General features: G+C 67.8%; 26 protein-coding genes. 19 read left to right on the top strand and 7 right to left on the bottom strand.

All coding sequences use genetic code 11. The features are described 5' to 3' along the window. Nucleotides 1–102 precede the first annotated feature (102 nt). From AADJ02_RS09415 to AADJ02_RS09365, 11 genes are all read left to right on the top strand, one after another. The gene (locus tag AADJ02_RS09415; RefSeq protein ID WP_341212745.1) at nucleotides 103–1269 is read left to right on the top strand and encodes a hypothetical protein; all 1167 of its coding nucleotides are present in this window, start codon (nucleotides 103–105) and stop codon (nucleotides 1267–1269) included. Then, complete coding sequence (locus AADJ02_RS09410; RefSeq protein ID WP_341212744.1) at nucleotides 1266–2063, top strand: RnfABCDGE type electron transport complex subunit D; 798 nt, start codon at nucleotides 1266–1268, stop codon at nucleotides 2061–2063. Before AADJ02_RS09415 ends, AADJ02_RS09410 begins: the two co-directional genes overlap by 4 nt. Before the next feature lie 49 nt (nucleotides 2064–2112). Then, nucleotides 2113–2856, top strand: coding sequence for an NADH:ubiquinone reductase (Na(+)-transporting) subunit C (gene nqrC / locus AADJ02_RS09405; protein ID WP_341212743.1), 744 nt, complete (start codon nucleotides 2113–2115; stop codon nucleotides 2854–2856). Further along, on the top strand, nucleotides 2856–3512 hold the full coding sequence (locus AADJ02_RS09400) for an NADH:ubiquinone reductase (Na(+)-transporting) subunit D (RefSeq protein ID WP_341212742.1): 657 nt from the start codon (nucleotides 2856–2858) through the stop codon (nucleotides 3510–3512). Before nqrC ends, AADJ02_RS09400 begins: the two co-directional genes overlap by 1 nt. Beyond that, nucleotides 3509–4108 (top strand): NADH:ubiquinone reductase (Na(+)-transporting) subunit E, encoded by a 600-nt coding sequence (nqrE, locus tag AADJ02_RS09395; protein ID WP_341212741.1) that lies wholly within the window; start codon nucleotides 3509–3511, stop codon nucleotides 4106–4108. Before AADJ02_RS09400 ends, nqrE begins: the two co-directional genes overlap by 4 nt. Next, nucleotides 4105–5325 carry an NADH:ubiquinone reductase (Na(+)-transporting) subunit F gene (nqrF, locus tag AADJ02_RS09390; RefSeq protein ID WP_341212740.1) on the top strand — a complete coding sequence of 407 codons (1221 nt, stop codon included), beginning with the start codon at nucleotides 4105–4107 and terminating at the stop codon, nucleotides 5323–5325. Before nqrE ends, nqrF begins: the two co-directional genes overlap by 4 nt. Before the next feature lie 3 nt (nucleotides 5326–5328). Further along, a complete protein-coding gene (locus AADJ02_RS09385; RefSeq protein ID WP_341212739.1) occupies nucleotides 5329–6291 on the top strand; it encodes an FAD:protein FMN transferase in 963 nt (320 codons plus the stop codon). Nucleotides 6292–6303: 12 nt separating this feature from the next. Beyond that, nucleotides 6304–6456 carry a hypothetical protein gene (locus AADJ02_RS09380; protein WP_341212738.1) on the top strand — a complete coding sequence of 51 codons (153 nt, stop codon included), beginning with the start codon at nucleotides 6304–6306 and terminating at the stop codon, nucleotides 6454–6456. Next, the gene (locus AADJ02_RS09375) at nucleotides 6453–6860 is read left to right on the top strand and encodes a CBS domain-containing protein (RefSeq protein WP_341212737.1); all 408 of its coding nucleotides are present in this window, start codon (nucleotides 6453–6455) and stop codon (nucleotides 6858–6860) included. The genes AADJ02_RS09380 and AADJ02_RS09375 overlap by 4 nt, the downstream gene beginning before the upstream one ends. A 92-nt stretch (nucleotides 6861–6952) precedes the next feature. After that, entirely contained in the window at nucleotides 6953–7678 is a 726-nt protein-coding gene (locus AADJ02_RS09370) for a Crp/Fnr family transcriptional regulator (protein WP_341212736.1), read from the top strand. Nucleotides 7679–7773: 95 nt separating this feature from the next. Beyond that, nucleotides 7774–8067: a hypothetical protein gene (locus AADJ02_RS09365; protein WP_341212735.1), complete on the top strand. Its 294-nt coding sequence runs from the start codon at nucleotides 7774–7776 to the stop codon at nucleotides 8065–8067. Between the two features lie 49 nt (nucleotides 8068–8116). On the opposite strand, the gene AADJ02_RS09360 is transcribed toward AADJ02_RS09365, so the two are convergent. Next, nucleotides 8117–8959 carry a universal stress protein gene (locus AADJ02_RS09360; protein ID WP_341212734.1) on the bottom strand — a complete coding sequence of 281 codons (843 nt, stop codon included), beginning with the start codon at nucleotides 8957–8959 and terminating at the stop codon, nucleotides 8117–8119. Nucleotides 8960–9142: 183 nt separating this feature from the next. On the opposite strand from AADJ02_RS09360, the gene AADJ02_RS09355 reads away from it, so the two are divergent. The 3 genes from AADJ02_RS09355 to AADJ02_RS09345 are packed head-to-tail and all read left to right on the top strand — an operon-like array spanning nucleotide 9143 to nucleotide 10924. After that, nucleotides 9143–9550, top strand: a complete 408-nt coding sequence (locus tag AADJ02_RS09355) for a cytochrome c (protein ID WP_341212733.1) — start codon at nucleotides 9143–9145, stop codon at nucleotides 9548–9550. Between the two features lie 60 nt (nucleotides 9551–9610). Further along, nucleotides 9611–10057, top strand: a complete 447-nt coding sequence (locus AADJ02_RS09350; protein ID WP_341212732.1) for a hypothetical protein — start codon at nucleotides 9611–9613, stop codon at nucleotides 10055–10057. Nucleotides 10058–10081: 24 nt separating this feature from the next. Next, nucleotides 10082–10924, top strand: coding sequence for a universal stress protein (locus AADJ02_RS09345; RefSeq protein ID WP_341212731.1), 843 nt, complete (start codon nucleotides 10082–10084; stop codon nucleotides 10922–10924). Between the two features lie 31 nt (nucleotides 10925–10955). Here the strand turns inward: AADJ02_RS09345 and AADJ02_RS09340 are convergent, their stop codons facing one another. The 3 genes from AADJ02_RS09340 to AADJ02_RS09330 all read right to left on the bottom strand — a co-directional run bounded on the left by AADJ02_RS09340 (nucleotide 10956) and on the right by AADJ02_RS09330 (nucleotide 15066). Further along, complete coding sequence (locus AADJ02_RS09340; RefSeq protein ID WP_341212730.1) at nucleotides 10956–13625, bottom strand: HAD-IC family P-type ATPase; 2670 nt, start codon at nucleotides 13623–13625, stop codon at nucleotides 10956–10958. Nucleotides 13626–13836: 211 nt separating this feature from the next. Then, nucleotides 13837–14568, bottom strand: a complete 732-nt coding sequence (locus AADJ02_RS09335; RefSeq protein ID WP_341212729.1) for a VIT1/CCC1 transporter family protein — start codon at nucleotides 14566–14568, stop codon at nucleotides 13837–13839. 54 nt (nucleotides 14569–14622) lie between these two features. Beyond that, nucleotides 14623–15066 (bottom strand): cytochrome c, encoded by a 444-nt coding sequence (locus AADJ02_RS09330; protein ID WP_341212728.1) that lies wholly within the window; start codon nucleotides 15064–15066, stop codon nucleotides 14623–14625. A gap of 144 nt (nucleotides 15067–15210) precedes the next feature. On the opposite strand from AADJ02_RS09330, the gene AADJ02_RS09325 reads away from it, so the two are divergent. Both AADJ02_RS09325 and AADJ02_RS09320 read left to right on the top strand, forming a co-directional pair. After that, entirely contained in the window at nucleotides 15211–16092 is an 882-nt protein-coding gene (locus AADJ02_RS09325; RefSeq protein WP_341212727.1) for a universal stress protein, read from the top strand. Then, nucleotides 16089–16916 (top strand): universal stress protein, encoded by an 828-nt coding sequence (locus AADJ02_RS09320; RefSeq protein WP_341212726.1) that lies wholly within the window; start codon nucleotides 16089–16091, stop codon nucleotides 16914–16916. The genes AADJ02_RS09325 and AADJ02_RS09320 overlap by 4 nt, the downstream gene beginning before the upstream one ends. A gap of 7 nt (nucleotides 16917–16923) precedes the next feature. On the opposite strand, the gene AADJ02_RS09315 is transcribed toward AADJ02_RS09320, so the two are convergent. The 3 genes from AADJ02_RS09315 to AADJ02_RS09305 form a co-directional block, all read right to left on the bottom strand. Then, nucleotides 16924–17379: an ABC-type transport auxiliary lipoprotein family protein gene (locus AADJ02_RS09315; protein ID WP_341212725.1), complete on the bottom strand. Its 456-nt coding sequence runs from the start codon at nucleotides 17377–17379 to the stop codon at nucleotides 16924–16926. Between the two features lie 217 nt (nucleotides 17380–17596). Beyond that, nucleotides 17597–17911, bottom strand: coding sequence for an SHOCT domain-containing protein (locus AADJ02_RS09310; protein ID WP_341212724.1), 315 nt, complete (start codon nucleotides 17909–17911; stop codon nucleotides 17597–17599). Between the two features lie 100 nt (nucleotides 17912–18011). Further along, the gene (locus tag AADJ02_RS09305; protein WP_341212723.1) at nucleotides 18012–18842 is read right to left on the bottom strand and encodes a universal stress protein; all 831 of its coding nucleotides are present in this window, start codon (nucleotides 18840–18842) and stop codon (nucleotides 18012–18014) included. A gap of 714 nt (nucleotides 18843–19556) precedes the next feature. Between AADJ02_RS09305 and nadE the strand changes: the two genes are divergently transcribed. From nadE to AADJ02_RS09290, 3 genes are all read left to right on the top strand, one after another. Then, nucleotides 19557–20549 carry an NAD(+) synthase gene (gene nadE / locus AADJ02_RS09300; protein ID WP_341212722.1) on the top strand — a complete coding sequence of 331 codons (993 nt, stop codon included), beginning with the start codon at nucleotides 19557–19559 and terminating at the stop codon, nucleotides 20547–20549. 386 nt (nucleotides 20550–20935) lie between these two features. After that, nucleotides 20936–21526, top strand: a complete 591-nt coding sequence (locus tag AADJ02_RS09295; protein WP_341212721.1) for an ATP-binding cassette domain-containing protein — start codon at nucleotides 20936–20938, stop codon at nucleotides 21524–21526. After that, a complete protein-coding gene (locus AADJ02_RS09290; protein WP_341212720.1) occupies nucleotides 21526–21801 on the top strand; it encodes a hypothetical protein in 276 nt (91 codons plus the stop codon). The genes AADJ02_RS09295 and AADJ02_RS09290 overlap by 1 nt, the downstream gene beginning before the upstream one ends. The last annotated feature ends 136 nt before the right edge of the window (nucleotides 21802–21937 follow it).

The following is a 21937-nucleotide window of genomic DNA, read 5'->3' as shown; positions in this document are numbered from 1 at the left end:
AGGGAGGGTAATGCGGGCCGTTCTGTCCCCCCTTGATCTGAATCAAGGCGGCCATGCGCTCGCAGGTTGATTGAGGGAGCAGGCCCTGACCCGGAGTTCCTGATGATCGCCTTCAGCCTTCCGCGTGATATACCCGCCGCCCCCGAGGTGGTGATGGCCCGAACAGGTCATGTGGCGCTGCTGGCCCGCGATCTTCGGGGTCTGCGCCTTGCAACTTGCGTAGAGGAGGGCGCCGCGGTCGAGGTCGGCACGCCGTTGCTGTCGGACCGGGACCGGCCGGGGATCCGCGTCGTGTCGCCGGCACCCGGTCGGGTGGAGCGGATCGACAAGGGGTATGGCCGCCGGATCGAGCGGATCCTGATCCGGACACGGGGCGGTGAGGCATGGAGTGCCTCGGCGACACCGGGGAACGACCTGCGCGAGACGCTGCTCGCATACGGTATATGGCCAGAATTCCGGACCCGGCCCTTTGGCCGCGTGCCCGATCCCGACAGCCGACCCGACGCAATCTTCGTCGATGCCTTGGGCGGGCCGCCTGCTGCCAGCGTTCAGGCGGCACAGGAGCAACCCGGCGCTTTGGCTCGCGGTCTCTCGGCTCTCCGCACCCTTACGCGGGGGCGGGTCGTGCTGTGTCAGGACGGCGGCGCGGTTCTGGCGGCCCCGGCCGAGCGGCTGTGGGTTGAGACCGAACCCACCGGCCGGGGCGGCATGGGCGCGCGGGTGTGTCGCGGCCACAGCGTCGCGCGCTCCGGTGAAGTCTGGACCATCGATTGCCAGCCGGTGATCGCGATCGGGCGGCTCTTGGGTGAAGGCATCCTTGATCAGTCGCGTCTGGTCGTGATCGCGCGAAAGGGGGGTCTGGGGCGCCTTGTTCGCACCAGCCTCGGTGCCGATCTTGAAGAGATCCTGCGAAAGCAGGACGAGGGGTCGCTGCTCCTTTTGCCCGAGACCCCGTTCGAGGCGCGGCGCTGGCTCGGGCGCTTTGAGACAAACATCGCGCAGCCTGCGCCCGATGCCGTCGCGCCGCGCGCCCAAGTGCCCGGCGCGATCGTGCCAATTCCGGCGTTGCGCGCGGCCCTGCCCGCCGGGATCAGGGCGATCCCGCTGTTGCGGGCGCTGAGCATCGGCGACGCAGAGGCCGCCCGCAGGCTCGGCTGCCTCGATTTGATCGAGGATGATATGCGCGCCGCGACGGCGATCTGCGCGAGCGGATCGGACTACGGCGCGCTGCTGCGCCGCGTGCTGGACGAGCTGGAGGCGGAGACATGAGCCTCGCGGGCCTCTCGACCCTGAGGGCGCAGGCGGCGCGGGGTTGCGGGCTTTACCGCTTGGTCGCCCTCGCGCCCCCCATGTTCGTGCATTTGCTGATCGACGGCAGAGCGGCGTTATCGGTCGCCCTCGTGGCGGCCTCGATCGCGCTCGGCTGGTCATTCCTGTTCGCGGAACTGCGGGGCAGGGGCCTGCTCTTGAGTGGGCTGTTCCCCGCACTGATCCTCGCGCTCTTCGCACCGCCTGAGGCGGCGCTGTGGCAGCTGGCTCTTGCCCTGTCGCTGGCGCTTGTCATGGGAGAGTTGATCTTCGGCGGCCCGGGCTTCGGCTTTCTGAGCACGGGGGCGCTGGCGCTCGCCTTTCTTAGCTTCTCCTTTCCAACTCTCGTCCCCGCTATACCGGGCCCCGCCGTGCTTTGGGCGGCGCTGCCGGGCGCCGGGCTCCTTTTGTTGTCGGGGCTGGCCCCATGGCGCGTCGTGCTGGCCGGGGGCGCGGGTTTCGCGGCTCTCGTGGCCCTGTTCTGGAGCGGGTCGCAGGAACTTGTCGGACCGGCGCTGTTTGTCCTCGTCTTCCTTGCCGCCGATCCCTTCGGCACGCCGGTCACGGAGCCGGCGCACTGGATCTACGGCCTGCTCTTGGGTGGGTTGGCCGCCGTGCTCGGCAGCCCGGCGCTGCCGGCGCTCGACATGGCGGGCGTGATTTTCGCCGTGGTGCTGGCCAATATCTTTGCCCCGCTCATCGACGCGGGCGTGATCGCCATCGACGAGCAGCGCGCGAGGCTGCGCCATGGATAGGCGGCGAGGGCCATGGGCGCGATTTCTCGCCCGTTCTAACGACGACCCGATGAAGGCGCTCGGCATCGCGGGTCTGGTGGCACTGGCCTCGGCCATCACCGTCTCGACCGCCGCCACCACGCTGCGCCCGCGCCAGATCGCCAATGTCGAGGCGGCGCGGCAGCTGCGGATGCAGGCGATGGTCGACGAGCTGCCCGGCCTGCGCGCGGTGATGGAGGAGCTGGGGGTCACCGAGTTGCAGACCCGCCTCGTCGATCTCGACACGGGGCGGATGCTGCCGGGAGAGGCGGGGGGCTTTGACCCCGAGGCGGCGGCCCGCGACCCTGAGACCAGCATCGCCCTGACACAGGAGGCCGACACCGCCGGGTTGGAGCGGCGCGAGGCGCAGGCCCTTGTGCATCTCCTCGAGCGCGACGGCGTGCCGATGCTGGTGGTGCTGCCGGTGCGCGGCGCGGGCTACCAATCCACCATCAGCGCGCTTCTGGCGCTCGAGCCCGACCTCAACACCATCGCGGCGCTGACCGTGATCGAGCAGGCCGAGACGCCGGGCCTTGGGGCCAATATTGAGAGCGAAGCCTGGCAGGCGCTCTGGCCCGGACGGCAGATCGCGGACGAAACCGGCGCAATCCGCATCGACGTGGTGCGCGGCACCGCAAGCAGCACCTATGAGGTAGACGGGATTTCCGGGGCCACGCGCACCGGCCGCGGCATCGCCGACATGGTCCGTTTCTGGATGGGGCCGTGGGGCTATGGCCCGTTCCTCAGCCGGTTGCGGCAGGAGGGTCTGGGCTGATGCGCCTGTCGCGACATCTCACCGACCCGCTGATCCGGTCCAACCCGGTGACGCTGCAGATCCTCGGGATTTGCTCGGCGCTGGCGGTGACGACCTCGCTTGTCACGGCGCTGACCATGTGTGCGGCGCTGATCTTCGTGCTCTGCGTGGCCTCAGGGCTGATTAGCGCGATCCGCCGCCATATCCCGCAGTCGATTCGGCTGATCCTTCAGATCACCATCATCGCCACGCTGGTCATCGTCATCGACGAGGTGCTGCGCGCCTATGCCTATGAAATAAGCCAACGGCTGTCGATCTTCGTAGGGTTGATCGTCACCAACTGCATCGTGTTGGGCCGGGCCGAAAGCTTTGCCATGCATCACCCTGTCTGGCCCTCGGTGCTCGACGGTTTAGGCAACGCGCTCGGTTACAGCCTCGTGCTGGTGGTCGTGGCGACGATCCGTGAGCTTTTGGGCTCAGGCACGCTTCTGGGCCTCCCGCTCCTGCCGACCACGACGGAGGGCGGCTGGTTCGTGCCTTTGCGCCTGATGCAGCTGGCCCCTTCGGCCTTTTTCATCATCGGGCTGATGATCTGGGCGATCCGCGCCGCGCGCCCCGAACAGGTCGAGCATCCGGACCACCGCCTCGTCGGTCATGAGACGGGGGCCGGGCCATGACCGAAATCCTCATCGCCGCGATCTTCACCGACAACCTCGCGCTATCGTTCTTCTTGGGTATCTGCACCTTCCTCGCCGTGTCACAGCGCCTGTCGACGGCGCTTGGCCTCGGCCTGTCGGTGATCGTGGTGCAGTCCATCACCGTACCGGTGAACGCGCTGATCCACCAATATTTGCTCGCCCCCGGCGCCTTGGGCTGGGCCGGGCTGCCGCAGGTCGATCTGGGCTTTCTGCGGATCATCGTCTTCATCGGCGTCATCGCCGCGATGGTGCAGCTGCTGGAGTTGCTGCTCGACCGCTTCGTGCCCGCGTTGCACCGCGCCCTGGGCGTCTTTCTGCCTCTGATCACAGTGAACTGCGCGATCCTCGGCGGCAGCCTGTTCATGGTCGAGCGGCGTTATGACCTTGTGAAGGCCATCGCTTGGGGTGTCGGCAGCGGTGCGGGCTGGGCGCTGGCCATCGTCACCTTCGCCGCGATCCGCGAGCGGCTGCGCTATTCGGACATGCCGCAGGGGCTGCAGGGGTTGGGTTCGGCCTTCATCGTCACCGGTCTGATGTCGCTCGGTTTCGCGGGCTTCGGGGGGCTGGTGCGATGACGGGGGTGCTTGCGGGTGTCGTGCTGCTGACCGGGATCGTGCTGGCGCTGAGCGCGGCCTTGCTGCTCGCGCGGTGGCTCATGGTGCCCGACCGCGCGATTGCGGTCGCGGTGAACGGCGGCACGGGGCTTGAGAGCCGCTTTGGCACCAAGCTTCTGGAGGCGCTGGCCGAGAATGACATCCTGCTGCCGGCGGCTTGCGGCGGGGCGGGCACCTGCGGCCTTTGCCGGGTGCGCGTGACCGAAGGTAGCCCCGCCCCCATGCCCGCCGAGACCGCCCGGCTGTCGCGCGCGGAGCGGAACAGCGGCCTGCATCTGGCCTGTCAGCTGGTGCTGCGCGAGCCGATCGCCGTCGAGGTGCCCGAGGCGCTGCTGACGGCGCAGAGCTTTGACTGCAAGGTCATGGAGGCGCGGCATCTCACGCCATTGATCCGCGAGATCGTGCTCTCGGCACCCTCCGACGTGACCCAAGGGGTCGTGGCCGGGGCATTTTTGCAAGTGAGCGCGCCGCCTTATGATCTGCAGTTCGCGCGGATCGCCGTGCCCGACAAGTACAAAGTGGAATGGCAGGCTTATCGCGGGCTGAGCGTCGCCTCACCCGAGCCGGTGAGCCGCGCCTATTCCATCGCCAGCCCGCCCGAAGACCTCGCGGCGGGGCGGATCGTCCTGCTCATCCGCCTCGCCGTGCCGCCGCCCGACCGGCCCGGCGCGCCGCCCGGCCTCGTGTCATCATGGCTGTTTCAACTCTCGCCCGGCGACAAGGTCTCTGCGAGCGGGCCATTCGGCAGCTTTCGCGCGCAGGACAGCGCGCGCGAAATGGTGCTGATCGGCGGCGGCGTCGGCATGGCGCCGCTCCGGGCGATCGTCCACGATCAGCTCAAGGCGCGCGGCACTGGGCGAAAGATCGGCTTCTGGTACGGCGCGCGCAGCCGCGGCGACCTGCTCCATGCGCAGGAGTTCGAAGACCTCGCTGAGGAACACGCGAACTTTCGCTGGACGGCGGCGCTGTCCGAGCCCCGGCCCGAAGACAGCTGGGACGGGCCGGTGGGATTTGTCCACGCGGTACTGCGCGACGGATTCCTGCGCGATCACCCCGAGCCCGAGACCTGTGAGTATTATCTCTGCGGCCCGCCTTTGATGATCGCGGCGGTGATGTCGGCTCTGGAAGAGGCGGGCGTGCCGCCGGAACGCATCTTTTTCGACGATTTCGGGAGCTGAGCCATGTTGATGCGGCGCAGGAATTTTCTGACGGGGGCGGGGGCGGCGCTGCTGGCCGGTCCGGCGAGGGCGGCGGCGGGGGCCGGGGCCACGACCTCGGTGGGCGGTCCCGCCTTCGGCAGCTACTGGCGCTGCGTCCTGCCGATCTCGGCGGACGCAGAGGCGGTCACAAGGATTTCGACCACCCTCATCGCCGCCCTCGATGCCGAGCTGTCGCCTTGGCGCGACGACAGCCCGCTCTCGGCTCTCAATCGCGCGGGCGCGGGGGGCTGGCGATCGGTGGGGGCGGCAACCCTCGCCTGTCTGTCCGAAGCCGAGGCGGTGCGGCTGCTCACCCAAGGCGGTTTTGACGCGCGCGTCGGGCCGCTCGTGGCGCGCTACGGCTTCGGCCGCATCGACGGCGCGATCGCGCACGAGGGGCGGTTCGAGTTGCGAGAAGGCGCGGTGCGCAAAAGCCATGCCGATCTTACCTTCGATCCCTGCGGCCTCGCCAAGGGTCACGCTCTCGACCTGATGGTGGCTCGGATCGCGGATTTCGGCATTGCGCATGCGCTGGTCGAAATTGGCGGCGAGGTCGCGACACTCGGCCACCACCCCGCAAACCGCCCGTGGCGCGTCGCGATAGAGCGCCCGGGCGCGGCTAGGGCGACGGCGTTACGCGTGGTCGCGCCGGGGCAGATGGCGCTGGCGACCTCGGCCCATGCGCCGCAGGGCCTGCGCGGGCAGGCGGAGACGAGCCACGTGATCGATCCGCGCGCGCGGCGTCCGGCGGCGCAGGGGCTGTCGCAAGTCTCGGTTCTGGCACCGACCGGCCTGCGCGCGGATGCGCTGGCCACGGGATTGCTCGCTCTGGGTCCGAATAACGGTCCGCGTGTCGCCCGCGCGGCAAGTATCGCAGCGCTGTTCGTGCACTCAAGCGGCTCGAAGACCACGACCGGTGGCCTCGAGACTCATCTCATCGGCTGAAAGAATATGCGCATGATCACGCTCCTTCTCGTTCTCCTTCTGATCGCGCTGTCGATGGCGGGGCTGGGCCTCGGCCTGTTGACCGGTCGCGGGCCGCCGCGCGGGGGATGCGGCGCGCCTTGCGCGGGTTGCCGCAAGATCTGTCCGCGCAAGGCCGCGCGATGACACCGCTGCTGCGCATCGAGGACGTCATGACGCGCGAGGTCATCACGGTGACACCCGAGACGGAGCTGCTGCGCGCCATGCATGTCCTTCTGTTTCATGGCATCTCCGGCGTGCCGGTCCTCGATGCGAAGGCCATGCTTGTCGGCATGCTGTCGCAAAAGGACTGCCTGCGCGCGGCGCTTCATGCCGGATACCACGCGGGGCAGGGCGGCCTTGTCGGCGATGCAATGCACGCGCCAGTGGTCGGATTGCCGCCCGATCTCGACATTCTCGCGGCGGCCGAGCGGTTCATCGACAGCCCGTATCGCCGGTTTCCGGTCCTCGATGGCGGGCGGATCGTCGGAATTCTCAGTCGAAGCGACCTGCTGCGCGCACTGGCGGCGGCACGGAATCCCGGCCGCTGAGAGCCTCCCACGCCGCGTTGCGGCATGAAGGGGCTACGGCGGATCGCCGTTTGGTGGTATCGTGAGCCTGCCCCTTCCCGAGGAGATCCACGATGACCCCGAGATTGGACCTGCGCTGCGCTGATTGCGGCATCCGTCACCGTGCCGTCTGTTCGCGTTGCGACGAGGCCGAGCTGGCGCGGCTCGAGGAGGTCAAGTTCTATCGGCGCTACGAGGCGGGGCAGAAGATCGTCTGGGCCGGCGACGATCTGAGCTTCGTGGGTTCGGTGGTGTCGGGCATCGCCACCATGGCGCAAACCCTGGAGGACGGGCGCGTGCAGATGGTTGGCCTGTTGCTGCCATCGGATTTCATCGGACGCCCCGGTCGGATCTCCACCCCCTACGACATCACCGCGGCGAGCGATGTCACCCTGTGCTGCTTTCGCCGCGCCCCGTTCGAGAGGCTTCTCGTGGACATGCCGCATGTGGCGGGACGACTTTTGGAGATGACGCTCGACGAGTTGGATGCGGCGCGCGAATGGATGCTGGTGCTCGGGCGCAAGACCGCGCGCGAGCGTATTTCCAGCCTTCTGGTGTCGGTGGCGCAGCGCGAAGCGAGCTTCGATCTCGCGCCCCGGACCCGCGATATCAAGCTCGACCTGCCGCTCACGCGCGAAGCGATGTCGGAGTATCTTGGCCTGACGATCGAGACGGTCAGCCGTCAGATCAGCCAGCTCGGGCGCGAAGGCGTCATCGAACTCGATGGCAAGCGCAGGATCGTAATCCCCGATCTGGGCCGGCTCAGGACCGAGACCGGCGACGAGGCCTTGGCGATCTGAGCCGGCACCTAAACCGTTTATCAACATCGTTGACAGGGGCCGGGCATTTTGGCCTGATCGGGGTCAGAGTCACCTTGTTTCGAGGAGGACCGAGGATGAACCCCGACGCCGCAACCGCCCGCCGCGCCCTGATCCGGGCGTATCGCGCCTATCTCGAGGCAGAGGAGGATCTGGAGCGGGCGCTGGAGGATGCCGCCACCTTCGTGCCGGATCTTCGCCAGCACAGCCTGCGCCCGATCGGCTCGCCTGGCTCGCGCATCCGCCGCCTGACCGAAGTGCGCAGCCACTCGGTCGAGGTGCTCGATGTCATGCGCAACAAGCACCGACGGGCCGTGATCCGCCTGAACACCGACAGCCGGGACACCGCACCGCCACGCGTCCTGCGATAGCCGACTGTCGCGGCGCACCCCGTCCCATGCGCGGGCCGGGGCGCGCAGGTCAGCGTGCGAGGATTAGCGGCAGCCGCGCGTCGGTCAGCATCTCGCGCGTGGTGCCGCCGAACAGCTGTTCGCGCAGCCGCGAGTGGCCATAGGCCCCCATCACCACGGCCTCGGCCCCGGTATCTATCGCGTGGCGGCGCAGTACCTCCGAGTTGCGGAACCGACTGCGCGCCAGCACCGAGACCTCGACCCGCACGCCGTTGCGCGCGAGAAAAAGCCCGATGTCGCCGCCGGGGTCGGAACGGTCGCCGACCTGCACCTCCGGATCGACAATCACCACGTCGACGAGCCGCGCCCGGCGAAGCATCGGCAGCGCGGCCCGCGCCGCTACCATCGCCTCGCGGCTGCCGTCCCAAGCGACCATGAGCCGCTCCGGACGCGGTGCGATCTCGGCCCCTCCATCAGGCACGACGATCACCGGCAGACCGCCTCCGAACAGCGCCGCCTCCAGCACCGCGACCTGAAGCGGGCGCGCTTCGGGGCCATAGGGCGCCGTGGCGACGACTCGGTCGGCAAAGCGGGCCAACTCGCCCACCTGCTGCCCAATCAACCCTTCGCGCACATGCTGCCGGTGCAGCTGCACGTTGCCACGGTGGGCGGGGATGAGCGGTCGCAGCTCGCGCTCCAATGCCTCGGCGCGCGCGACGGCGCTATCGGCGTCGGGCATGGTCAGCATCAAGGCCGGTCCCGCCATGAAGGCGTCGGGCGGTGTGCTCTCGATGCCGAGACAGTGGATATCGAGATGCGCCTCCTCGGGCTCGGTAAGCGCGAGCGCGGTGGCGATCGCGCCACGGTCAAGCGCGGCATCTGTGGCCATGACGGCGACGGTTCCATGGGACATGCGGGTCTCTCCTCTCGGTTGGTTGCACGGAGATTGGCGGGCGGCGCCATCCTGCGCCTTGATCCCGATCAAGCGACGCCGCCCCCCGGATTGATCCAGATCAAGGCGGTCTCGCGCTTTGCGGGAGAGGGGTGGGCCAACGGCGGGCCAAGACCCGCGCGGAGGCGATGCAAGGAGCAGAACATGAAGCGGATCATCACGGCCACGGCCCTGTCAGCGGCGGCGGGCCTCGTCGCCTGCGCCATGCCCGAGCCGGAGCTACCTACCGGCGAGGCGCTCTTCATGCAAAACTGCGCCTCCTGCCACGGCGCGGGCGGCAAGGGCGACGGGCCCATGGCCGCAGGCTTGCCGCGCCCGCCCGCCGATCTGACCCGGCTGCGCGCCTCGAACGAGCCGTTCCCGGCGGTCCATGTGATGTCCTATATCGACGGCTACTTTCGACAGGGCGACCCGAACCAGGTGATGCCCGAATTCTCGGAGCGGTTCACCGGCCCGACCCTGCATGTCGACACCGGCGACGGGATCCTGACGCCGACGCCGCAGCCCCTCGTGGCGCTCTCCGATTACCTCGAAACCCTGCAGGAGGGGTGATCCAGATCAAGGCACGGTGCGCGCGCAGGGGCCAGTATCGAAATCAAGGAGGGCTTTGACATGACATTCACACCGCTGATGCAACGCGTGGCATTGGCCAAATCGCTCGGGCTGCTGTTCGGGCTGCTGGCCCCGGCGCTGCTGACGACCACCTCTCCTTCCGAGACCATGCTGGTCTGGGGGGTCGTGCTCTGGGCGGTGATGCTGGGGGCGCTGGTCGGGCTGATCGGTGTCTTTGATCGCGTGCCCCTGTTCGACATTCGCCTGCCCTTGGGCATCCGGGGCGGCTGGGTCGGCCTCTGGATGGGGGTGATGCTGTTGCTCGTCGCACAAGACGGCCTCGAGGTGCTCTGGGCCCGCTCGGACTGGCTGCCGCAGCCGGGACCGGGGGTCTGGTGGATCGTCATCGAAGCGACGCTCATCGGCGCGCTCATCGACCTCGCGGTTACGGCCGTGACCGGCTCGGTAGAGCGCCATGGCACGGGCCGTACCCGGTCCGACCACTGAACGAGGCCCAAGGGAGGGAACCCCATGCCCGGCATACTCATGGCAAGCGATCTTTCCGACCGCAGCAGTCTCGCGCTCGACCGGGCGCGCAGGCTGGCAGCGGCGCTCGGGATGGATCTGGAGATCCTGCACATCGTGGACGACACGCTCCCGAGCCATATCGCGGAAGAGGCGGCGCAGTCGGCGCATGAACTTCTGACCCGCGAGGTAGGCGGCGCAGGCAAGGTGGAGGTCACCTTCGGCCATCCGTGGCGACGCGTCGTCGAGCGGATCGCAAAGGGGCACTTCGATCTCGTCGTGATGGGCGCGCATCGCGACCGAGGCATCGTCGATCTGTTCCGCAGCAGCGTGCTGCACCGCTGCGTGCAGATGTCGCAAGCGCCGATTCTGGTGGTCTCGAACTCCGCCGCCGCGTCCTATGCCAAGGTAATGGTCGGGACCAGCTTTGCGCGGCGCGACGAGGATGCAGCCCGGCTGGCCTCGAAGCTCACGGGCGGCGCGCCTGTTCGTGTCGTACACGCCTACCGCGTGCCGTTCGGGGGCTTGGGCTACCGCATGGACGACACCGGCGATATCACCAAGCGCGACCGCGACGATATCGAGGAGCCGATGCTGTTCCAGATGGAGCAGATGCGCCAGCGGTTGGCGCGGCACGGCGTCGAAGCGGAATGCGGGCTTCTCGAAGGCCGGACCACACCGGCGCTGATCGAGGCCGTGGCGCATGAGGGGGTCGACCTTCTGGCGATCGGGCGACACGGGGCCGAAGGCCACGCGCCGATGACCATGGGCCGCGTGGCGTCCGAGATGCTGAGCTATCTGCCTTGCGACCTGCTGGTGCATCCGGGGCAGCTCCCGCGCGAGGACTGACCTGTCGTCCTGGTCCCGACCGACTGATGCGTCACCGGCGCCAGCCACGGCGCAGCAGTTTCTCGGCTTCCAACAGTACCAGGAGCGCGACCCCGATCGCGAGGATCATGGCCCCGTCGCCGAGCGTCACGGGCCGCGTGTCGAACAGCGCCTGCAAGGGCGGCGCATAGGTAAAGAGCGCCTGCGCGGCCACGGCCAGGGCGATGCCCATCAGCACCGCGCGCGTCCCCAAAAGCCCCCGTGGCGTGATCGACGTCATGTGCAGATAGCGCACCGAGAACAGGTAGAAAATCTCCATCACAACCAGAAGGTTGACCGAAAGGGTGCGCGCATAGGCCAGCGTCTCACCGCGCGCCGTAACCCAGGCCGTCACACCGAAGACCGCCAGACCGAAGAGGGCCGAGACGAGGACGACCCGCCAGACCATTTCGCCGTCGAGCAGCGACGCGCCGGGCGCGCGGGGCGGGCGGTCCATGACGCCCGGCTCGGCGGGTTCGAAGGCCAGCGTCAGCCCGAGCGCCACCGCGGTGACCATGTTGATCCACAGGATCTGGATCGGCGTAATCGGCAGCGGCAGCCCGATCAGGATCGCGAGGATGATCACCAGAGCCTCGCCGCCATTGGTCGGCAGGTTCCAGGCGATGACCTTGCGGATGTTGTCGTGAATCGTGCGCCCCTCGCGCACGGCGGCGACGATGGAGGCAAAGTTGTCGTCGGCGAGCACCACCCTTGCCGCCTCCTTCGCGGCCTCGGTGCCCTTGATGCCCATGGCAATGCCGACGTCCGCGCGCTTGAGCGCGGGCGCGTCGTTCACCCCGTCGCCGGTCATCGCCACGACGTTGCCTTCGGCCTGTAGCGCCTCGACCAGCCGCAGCTTGTGCTCGGGCGAGCTGCGCGCGAAGACGGTCGTTGTGCTGGCGCGGCGGCGCAGCTCGGCCTCGTCCATCGTCTCTACGTCATGACCGGTGAGGGGCGGCGCGGCCGTCTCCAGCCCCAGTTCGGCCGCAACGGCGAGGGCCGTGAGGGCGTGGTCGCCGGTGATCATCCTGACCGCGATGCCCGCGCGGTGGCAGTCGGCCACGGCAGTGATCGCCTCCGCCCGCGCCGGGTCGATAAAGGCCGCGAGCCCAAGCAGCGTCAGGTCGCGGATGTCACCTTGCGCCAGAGCGCCGCGCTCTGCCGCCTTGGTCGCGAAGGCCAGAACCCGGTGGCCGGTCGCGGCGAGGTCCTCGATCCGTCTCGACCACGCCGAGCGGTCGATCGGCTCAACCCCTGTCGGTCCGGTCTGCGAGGAACAGAGCTCAAGGAGTTGATCCGGCGCGCCCTTCACATGAATCCCCTGCCCCCCGGGACCGTCGTTCAGTGTCGCCATGAAGCGATACGCGGCGTCGAAGGGGATTTCGTGCAGCCGCGTATGGTCCTGTCGCTCGACCTCTGGATCGAGGCCAGCCTTGCACGCCAATGCGAGCAGCGCGCCCTCCATCGGATCGCCGGCGACTTTCCAGCCGCCGCCCTCCTCGAGCAGACGCGCGTCGTTGCACAGCACGCCGGCCCGGATCAGCGGCAGGGCGGCCTCCGCGTTGCCAGTGACTTCTCCGCGCGGCTCGTACCCGGTGCCGCCGACCTCCAGCGGCGGGGCATCGGGATCGGTCACGACGCGCCGTACCACCATTTCGTTCATGGTCAGCGTGCCGGTCTTGTCGGTGCAGATCACCGTCACCGCACCCAGCGTCTCGACCGCGGGCAGACGGCGAACGATGGCATGACGTGCGGCCATGCGCTGCACCCCCAGCGCCAGCGTGATGGTGAGCACGGCGGGCAGACCTTCGGGGATGGCGGAGACGGCCAAGCCGACCATGGCGAGAAAGGCGTCACCTGACCCATAGCCGCCCAGCGTGACGGCATAGATGAACATGACGACGCAAACGGCGAGGATGACGAATGTCATCTGCTGCGCGAAGCGGTCAATCTGCCGCAACAGCGGCGTTTTGCCCGGCTCCACCGCGCCCAGCATCGTGCCGATGCGGCCGATTTCGGTGGCGGACCCGGTGGCGACCGCGACGCCGACGCCGCGCCCGGCGGCGATGAGGGTGCCGGAAAAGGCGATCGGGTGCCTGTCGCCGAGTGGCGCGTCCGGCGCGACCGCTGCGACATCCTTGTCGACGGCCACGGATTCACCGGTCAGAGCCGCCTCCTGCGCCCTGAGACCGCGCGCCTCGATCAGCCTCAGATCCGCCGGAACCCGGTCGCCCGGCTCGAGCAACACGATGTCGCCCGGCACGAGGTCGGCCACCGCGATGCGGGCACGCGCGCCCGCCCGACGCACCGAGGCCTCGTCGGGCAGCATCGAGCGTACCGCCGCGAGCGCATTCTCGGCGCGGCCTTCCTGCCACAGGCCGATCGCGGCGTTGATCACGACCACTGCGAGGATGACGCCGGAATCCGCCCAATGCCCCATGAGCGCCGTGACGAGACCCGCCGCGACCAGGACCTGAATCAGCAAGTTGGCGAACTGGCTCTTGAGGCGAGCCAGCAGACTTCGTCGCGGCGGCTCCGGCAGACGGTTCGGCCCGTAGCGCACCTGCCGCGCCTTGGCCTCCTGCGCGCTCAACCCGCTTGGCGAGACGTCGAAGGCTTGCAGCACCTGTTCGCCGCCCTGCGCATGCCAAGCTTGGGCTGGGAGTGTATCGTCCAAGGTCATGATGCCCGCTATGCCTGCCCCGCCCCGGCGAAGGCTAGCATGGGCCGGACGCCCAAGTCGCGTGTCGGAAGACCTCGCGTTGCTTTCACGCGATAGGCGTCGCGGATGATTGGCACGACAGCAGAGTTGGCGGAGCGAGAAGCTGGTGAAGCGTAGTCGGCTCCGCGATCCTGCCACGCGCCAACACATGTGGAAGGGCGGGTTCGATAGGTCATGGCGCGCGGAACATGGTCCCGACCAGATAGGCGATCGAAGCTGCGGCTGCGCCGATGGCGAAGGTCTCAAGGCCCGACCGCCACCACGCGCTGAGCGACCACCGGCTCTTGAGCGCGCCGATCACGAAAAAGACGATGCCGGTCGCAGCGATGGACAGGCGAAAGGCGGGCTCCAGTCCCAGCGCGTAAGGCAACAGCGGGATCAGGCCGGCGGCAAGAAAGGCCACGAAGGTCGCGAGCGCCGCCGGGATCGGGGCGGGTGGGCGCGGGTTCAGGCCGTATTCGTCGCTCAGCATGAGTTCGACCCACGCCGTCCTGTTGCCACAGATGGCGGCCACGGCGTCTTCGAGAACCGCGCCTTTAAGCCCCTTGGCGCGAAGGATTTGGCGGATTTCCTCGCGCTCGCCTTCGGGGTTGAGGTCGATCTGGCGCTCTTCCATGGCCCGAACGCGGTTCATATCGTCGCGCTCGGCCTTGGTGCCCGAATAGTTGCTGGCCGCCATGGAGAACCCGTCGGCCAGCACGTTCGCGGTGCCAAGTGCCAGGATGATGCCATGCGGCAGTCCCGCCCCCTGCACGCCCGCCACGATGGCGAAGGTGGTCACGGCCCCGTCGATCGCGCCATAGACGAAATCCCGAAGATGGGTCGACCGACCCGCACCCGCGAGGCGCTCGGCGACCTCCTCCGGGCTGTGGCCGTGCTCGGAATGTGCCGCAACCCGGCTCATGACATGGCCTCTTGCGAACTGCCCCGGATCGGGGGCGGAGCGGGAGCCGGGCGTTCAGCCATCGACCTGTATGCTTTCGAGCCAGTGGATCAGATCGACGATGGTGCGGCTTGTCAGGATCGGCTGGCCGGAGGGGGCGGCGAGCGCGGCGAACTCGGTGTCGAACACCGGGCCAAAGACCGGCATCTGGCCTCCATGGCCGGTCAAGGGATCGCGCCCGTCGATCTGCCGGGTCGCCAGCTCGGCTGGAAAGCGTCCGCCATTGCGCGCCGAGAGGCGGGTCAGATCGGGCGGCTCGCGCGTCATGATCTTGGCCAGAGGGCCGCCGCCTCGGGCCTCCGCTCCGTGGCAGGTCTGGCAGAAGACCATGTAAACATCCTTCCCGGCCTCGATCGAGGCCGGATTGGCCTCGCCCTGAGATTGGGCCGGGGTCTGGGCCAGGATCTGGGCCGGAACCGACCCGGCGAGGGCAAGAACGAGCAGCGCGGCGTATCGCATGGTGTGATCCTCCTGTGTCTTGAGCCTGCCCGAGAACCGCGTTGCGCATCTTGACCTGGATCAAGGCAGTCCGAGGCCCCACCCCCTACCGTCGGGGGTACAAGCGGGCGGCACCCGTCGCCGCGAGGAGTGAAAGGCCGGGACATGGAGCGGATACTGGTTGCCACCGACATGACGGACGAAGGCGACGTCGCGCTGCGCCGGGCTGCGGTGCTCGCACAGGGGCTGGGGGCCGAACTGGTGCTCTTGCACGTAATGCAGGACGGGCTGCCGGACGATCTGCACGCGATGTTCGAAAAGGCGCTGATGGCACGGCTCGAAGGCAAGGCCATCGACCTGCGCGAACGGTTCGGCCTGAACGTGGCGGCGCGGATCGGGGTCGGCACGGACTGGATGGTGATCCTCGATCGGATCGAGGCAGAGGGAACCGATCTGCTGGTCATGGGCGCACACCGCCACCCCGGGCTGATCGATCTGTTTCGCGGCACCACCGTGGAGCGGGTCGCGAAGGCCTGCAGCATCCCGCTGTTGGTCGCATGTGACGACAACGACAGGCCCTACCGCTCGGTCCTCGTCGCCACCGACTTTTCTCTTGCCGCGCGCGAGGCGCTGACGACGGCGCAGCATCTGGCTCCCAAGGCGCGCGCCCGCGTCCTCCATGCCTTTACCGTACCGTTCCGGCAGGTGCTGCGCGGCACCGCGCGGCGCGATGTCATGGAGGGCGAGCGGCACCGTGCAAAGGATGAGGCGGAGGCGGGCATGGCGGCGTTTCTCGGCGGGCTTGAAGACCGGGTCGGCGAAAGCGATCGGATATTCGTAGAGGAAGAGCCCTCCGCCGCAATCCGCCACCAGCTCGAGCACGCGCCGACCGATCTTCTGGCCTTTGGCACGCACTCCCGGCCCCGCTTGTCGGAGGCGCTCTTGGGCAGTGTCGCGCGCGGCCTGATGGCCGATCCGCCTTGCGACATTCTTGCCGTTCCGCCGTCGACCGGCGTCGAAAACCCCCCGAAAGGAGCGATCCGATGACCTGCCGTACCATCGCCTTGTGCTTCACCGACACCCAAAGCGCCGAAACCCTTGCCGCCACCGGTGCCGCGCTGGCGCGCCGCCACGGCGCGCATCTGCTCGGGCTGCACGTGCTGCCCGATCCTTTCGTGCATCCGTCGACGTCGATCTACCTCACCGGCGAGATCGTCACCCAGATCCGCACCGGTCAGCGCGACACCGCCCACCAGATCGAAACGGCGTTCCTGAAGGCGGCCGAGAGCGAGGGGGTGACACCCGAATGGCGCTGTCTCGAGGCCCGGCTCGTGACCGTGGGCGAGCGCCTGTGCGAAAGCGCCCGCGCCGCCGATCTCGTCCTCGTCGCGCGGCCCGAGCAGGGCGGTGGGGGCCGCCCGCAGGAGGAGTTGATCCGCAACGCGGGCCGCCCGGTGCTTATGATTCCGCCGGGCTATGCGCCCGCCACGCTCGGTGCCTCGGCTGTCATCGGCTGGAGCGCCACGCGCGAGGCGACACGAGCGGCGCATGACGCGCGGCTGTTGCTGAACGAGGGGGCCGAGGTTGTGTTGCTCAGCGTCGAGAAGGCCCCCGATCCGCAGGAGCGGGATTATCCCGCGAACGAGATGGCGGCGATGCTGAGCCGCCACGGCCTGAAGGCGACCGTGACCCACAGGGTGCCGAACGAGCGGCGAATCGCCGAAGTTATCGAGCGCGAGGCCTTCGAGACCGGCGCGAGCTTTATCGCGACGGGGGCCTTTGGCCATTCCAGGGCCTATGACTTCGTGCTCGGCACGGTGACCCACGACCTGATGCGCGATGCCAAGCGCCCGGTGCTGTTCTCGAAATAGCGGCGTTTCAGCTCTGGCCGCTCACGGAGCCGAGCAACCAGGCGGCGAAGGCCTGCATCGGCTGACCCGTGGTCTGGTCGAAGGCGGCGACGACGTCGTCGCCTTCGGCGGTGGCGGCTCGGGGCTTTGCGGTGATCGTGCGCAAGGAGATCACGGTGGCGTCACGCTCGCGCACCAGCCTCACGTCCATGCGCAGGTTGATGACGGCACCGGGCCCTGTGGCCCCGGCTTGGAAATCGATCAACACGGCCAGAACCGCGAAATCCCCGCCGACCCCCAAGGGTTTGCGTCCGACAAAGCGCAGCGCGTTGGTATCCGAGAGCGTCCTGACCATCAGCGTCTGGGCTGCCTCGGGCAGCGGGTCGGCCCAGCGTGCGTCGGGAAGGGACTGACCGCGCATCGGCGTGGGCCGGATCATCACGCAGCCGGTGGCGCTGGCGCCGCCTGCCTCCGGCAGTTCCATGATCACAACGAGAGGGCGCGACGCCCCAGACCGCGGGACAGGCCCTCGACGTCATGGATGCCGCAGTTGCCCCGTACCGAGATCGTCGTGGATGCCCCGTTCGATATCACGCCCACACTCGACTGCGTTCTCCGGTCAGGGCGACTGGCCAGATCGGCGCTTGTGCCTCCCTAGGATCTGGTCTGGGCAAAGGATCAGTCCTGCCACGGTCTCAGCCTTAATCCGAAAGCGCCTTCTTGCGGGCGTCGAAGTCTTCGAGGTCGATCTCCCCGCGTGCGAAGCGGTCTCTCAACACGTCGAGCGCAGAAGGCTTGCCGCCATTGCCCTTGAAACCGTCCCTACCGAACAATTGGAAGGCGAGAACCGCAATCGCGATCAGAGCGCCCCAGAACAGGATCATCATGCCGATACCGAAAAAACCGCTGCCCCAGCCCCCCATGTGGTGCCCATAGGCCCCGAAGGTTTCGGGGTCGGCGGCTACAGATCGGGCGATAAACAGGGCTGGGATCGCATACAGAGCTTCGCGTCGCATGGGAGCCTCCTTCGGCAGGGTTCGGTGATATGCACAAACTCTAGGCGTGAGCCGAGGTCGCCACATTGATCGAGGTCAATCCCGGCCTCATCAACGCTAGTCAGGCCGGTTGCCGGGCGAGGGCGGTGGGGAATACCAGAAGGTTGCAGGGCGGGGCCTTCACGAAATCCGTCTGCAACCCGCCCATAGGGTTCGCGCCCGTCAGCACGACGAGATCGACCGCGCGGCTAGCGACCTCCTCGCGGATTCGGGCGCGCGGATCGCCCTGCGCCGCGATGATCCGGGTCTGCACGTTCAAACCGACTTGATCGCGAAACCGTGCAAGCGCTTTGGCGGCGCTCTCGAGCGTTGGGCTCATCACCTCCGCCTCAGCTCCGCCGCACCGGGCCATGTTTTCCGCAGTCTGGGGGGCGATCCGCATCAAGGTGATCTCCGCCTCTGGCGCCACGCTCCTGAGAACCGAGATGGCGCTTTCGCTCTCCGGACCCAGATCGACGGAGGCGAGCGACAGGCGATGGGGCGTTGCGGGGTCGGAGGTCGATATCAAAAGTGGTACGGGGCAATCCGCAGCCAGCCGCTCCACGAAGGTGCCGTGGAAGGCGTCGAGCCCGCTGGGATGGACATGCGGCCCGACCACGAGCAGGTCGGCCTTCTGGCGGTCGATGACCTCGTAGATTTCCTGCCATTTGGCCGCATCGGTGCCGGTCACCTTGAGGGCCGGACCGTAGCGGCACTGGACCTGCGCACGCAGCGTGTCGAAGTAGCCCTCCACCAGAGCGGCGAAATGGGTCGCCTGCTCGGGGGTCAGGCTCATGCGCGCCGCGTAAAAGACATGCAGCCGCGCATCCGTGCGCGCCGCGATATCCGCCGCGCGCAGGACGGCCCGGTTGCCCGCCGTCGAAAAGTCGGTCGCCGCTATGATGGTGTTCATGGGGGTCCTTTCCTCGGGCCCGTCCCGATGTGGCCCAAGCATCTCCGGATCCGGGCCACCGCACCTTGCGCCAGATCAATCGGGCGGGATGGGGCCGAAGCGGAGCGGGTGCGAAATGGGCGCGGGGGCGCAAGAGCCGCGCCCACCATGATCCACATCAAGTCGCCCGGCTCAGCAGGTGCTATGCATAGGCCATACGAGTGTCGAAGTGGTGAGGGGTAGCTCCGGTCAGGACAAGGCGCGATTGCGCCCGATCCTGGCCGGTGAAGGAGGACGACCCGGCCTTCGGCCAGGGCCAAGGCGCGCCGGTTTCACGACCCGTGCGCCTTTTGGATCTCGGCTTTAAAGAACGGTACGTGTTTCAAAGCTCTCAGAGGATCCGGTGCGTGGTGACCCGTCTGCGGCTCTTGGGCCGGTCAGACTTTGCGGCTGCGCAACCGGATTGGTGCAGCAGTGCAGGCGACAAGATCCCCGCTACAGCGCATTGGCGGATCGAGTTCTTGGGGAGCCAAGTTCAAACTCATGCCGGTTACGGATCAAGGCGGGGCTTCCAGCACGCGCGCCTCTCCCGACCTCAGGCGAGGGCGGGGCGTGACACAGATCAAGGCTCACCCGCCCGAGACCGCGCATGGTCCTTGCGACCGGCATCTGCCGTTCCCGCAGTCCGTCGCAACCGGCCGACCGCGGAGACTGGGACGACCGAGGAGACCTGTGATGAAACACCTCGACATCGACACGACGAAGGCGATCCGCGAAATTTCCGATTATCTGGAAGATCTCGTCCGGCGGCAACACACCGACGGTGTGATCCTCGGGCTAAGCGGAGGGCTCGATTCCGCGGTGCTCGCGGCGCTGGCCGTGACGGCCCTGGGGCCGGACAGGGTGCGCGTGCTCTACCTCTTCGACCGCGACAGCGACCCGCAGATTGCACAAAACGCGCGGCTCATGGCGCAGATCCTGAGGCTGCCACTCGAGGAGATCGACATCACCGGCGACATGAAGCGGCGCGGCGTCTACAAGCCGCTGTTTCCGAAGGTGTTGCGACTGTCGAAAACCGTCGCCCGGATCAGCACCCGCATGTTTCGGCGCATCTGTGGCATGTCCCCCTTCATGGCGACCTTGCGGGTGGGACGCGGTGAGACTTTGCGGCCTTGGTACAAACAGGCCCTGTTCGATCACACGATCAAGCAACTTGATTGGGGTTTCAGCCAACGCCACCTGTTTCGCCGGCAGGCGATCGAGACCCGCGCACGCCAGCAGAACCTGTCGATCATCGGGGCCGCCAACCTGTCGGAATGCGAGGTCGGCTGGTTCGTCCATGGCGGCATCGACGATCTGCCGGTGCAGCCGATGACCGGCCTTTACAAGACGCAGGTCCGACAACTCGCGGCGGCCCTGAACCTTCCGGCCACGGTGCGCCACCAGCTGCCGTCCCCCGACATGGCCAAGGGCGTCTCCGACGAGTTCGGGATCGGCCATGACTACAGCGTCATCGACATCGTCATCGACGCGCTTGCTCAGGGCCGGACCGCCGCCGAGATCGCGGCGGAGGGCGTGGAAAAGGTGGAGATCGAGGACATCCGACGACTGATGGAGCTTTCGGACTGGAAACGACGCTCTCCCCACGAGGTGCCGCCGGTCAGCGGCGCTTTCGGATCGCCACTGCGCCGGGATGCGTCGCCACCAAGTCGGCGGCGCATGGCGTGACGGCCAAAAGCAGGGGTTGGGCGGGGTCGGGCACCCCACATCGGTCGATGCGAGGTGAAAGGAAAGCCTGCCGGGCGGCGACAATCCGACCGGTGCAGTCGCCTGGCCCTTACAGGCCTGTCTAGGTGACTTGCACCTCGAGGCCTTGATGCAAATCAGGGCTGCGACGGCCCGTCCGCGTCATCCTGCTACATCACCTGCTGATCGGAGTAGGGACATAATCCTCGAAACCCCATGAGCCTGTCGGCACCGGTCTTCGGTGCGGTCGACGCCCCGAAGGTGATCCCCCGGACCGACGGCTCACGAAGGTATACGGTGGCGGCGACAAGGCGGAGGTCCGGGTCCGCGGCGACGCGGATCTCGTTCTGCCGGAAGCGGAGCTCGTCGTGTCGCTGGCTACGTCGGGCAGCGGCAAGTCGACCCTGCTCAAGATTCTCGGCGGCCTCGATCACGCCACGAGCGGGCGGGCGCGGATCCACGACACGGAACTCACCGCGATGACCGACCGGAAGCTGACGCGCTTCCGGCGCGATCACGTGGACTTCGTGTTCCCGTACTACAACCTCGCGGCCGGTCTTACCGCCCGCGAGAACGTCGAGCTCGTCACCGACATCGCGGTCGATCCTATGCCCGTCGAGGAGGCGCTGGCACTGGTGGGCCTCACCGTGCGTCTCGACCATTCTCCCGCACAGATGTCGGGCGGCGACCAGCAAAGGGTCGCCATCCCCCGCGGCATCGCGAAGCGCCCCGGGGTGCTTCTGTGTGACGAGCCAACCGGCGCGCTCGATAGCCGCACCGGCATCGAGGTTCTGGCAGCACTCGATGGGGTGAATTACCGGTTCGGCACGACGATCCTCGTCATCACGCAAAACTCCGACATCCGCCGCATGGTGCCTCGTGTGATCCGGTTCCAAGACAGGCGGGTGCTCGATGGCGAGCGCAACGCCAGCCGCATCTCGGCGAAAGAGGTGCATTGATGAAGCTACACGTCCTCGACCGCAAGCTTCTGCGCGACATCCGGCGTCTCTGGTCGCAGGTGCTCGCCATCGCGCGGGTGCTGGCCTGTGGCGTGGCGATCTTGCTTACCGCCTTTGGCATGGTCCGAGCGCTCGACGCGACGCTCAAGAATTATTACGACTGCCAGAACTTCGCAGAGCTGTTCGGGGCGGTACGGCGGGCGCCCGAGGCGCTGATCGATGAGATCCGTGCGATCGACGGCGTGACGGCAGCAGAGCTGCGCGCGACCGGCTAGGCGGTACCCGAACTGCCGGTGGTGACCGACCGGATCGATGCACTGCTCGCGCCGTGAGGAGGCGCCGGCGTCTCTCTGCGGGACCGACAGTCGAGCCACGCCTTCATCGACGCCGAACTGGCGCTGCTGCGCGACA

The sequence above is a fragment of the uncultured Limimaricola sp. genome (assembly GCF_964022235.1).
GTDB lineage: Bacteria > Pseudomonadota > Alphaproteobacteria > Rhodobacterales > Rhodobacteraceae > Limimaricola.
The sequence above is the reverse complement of the archived record's forward strand: the minus strand, read 5'-3'. Positions and strand labels throughout refer to the sequence as shown.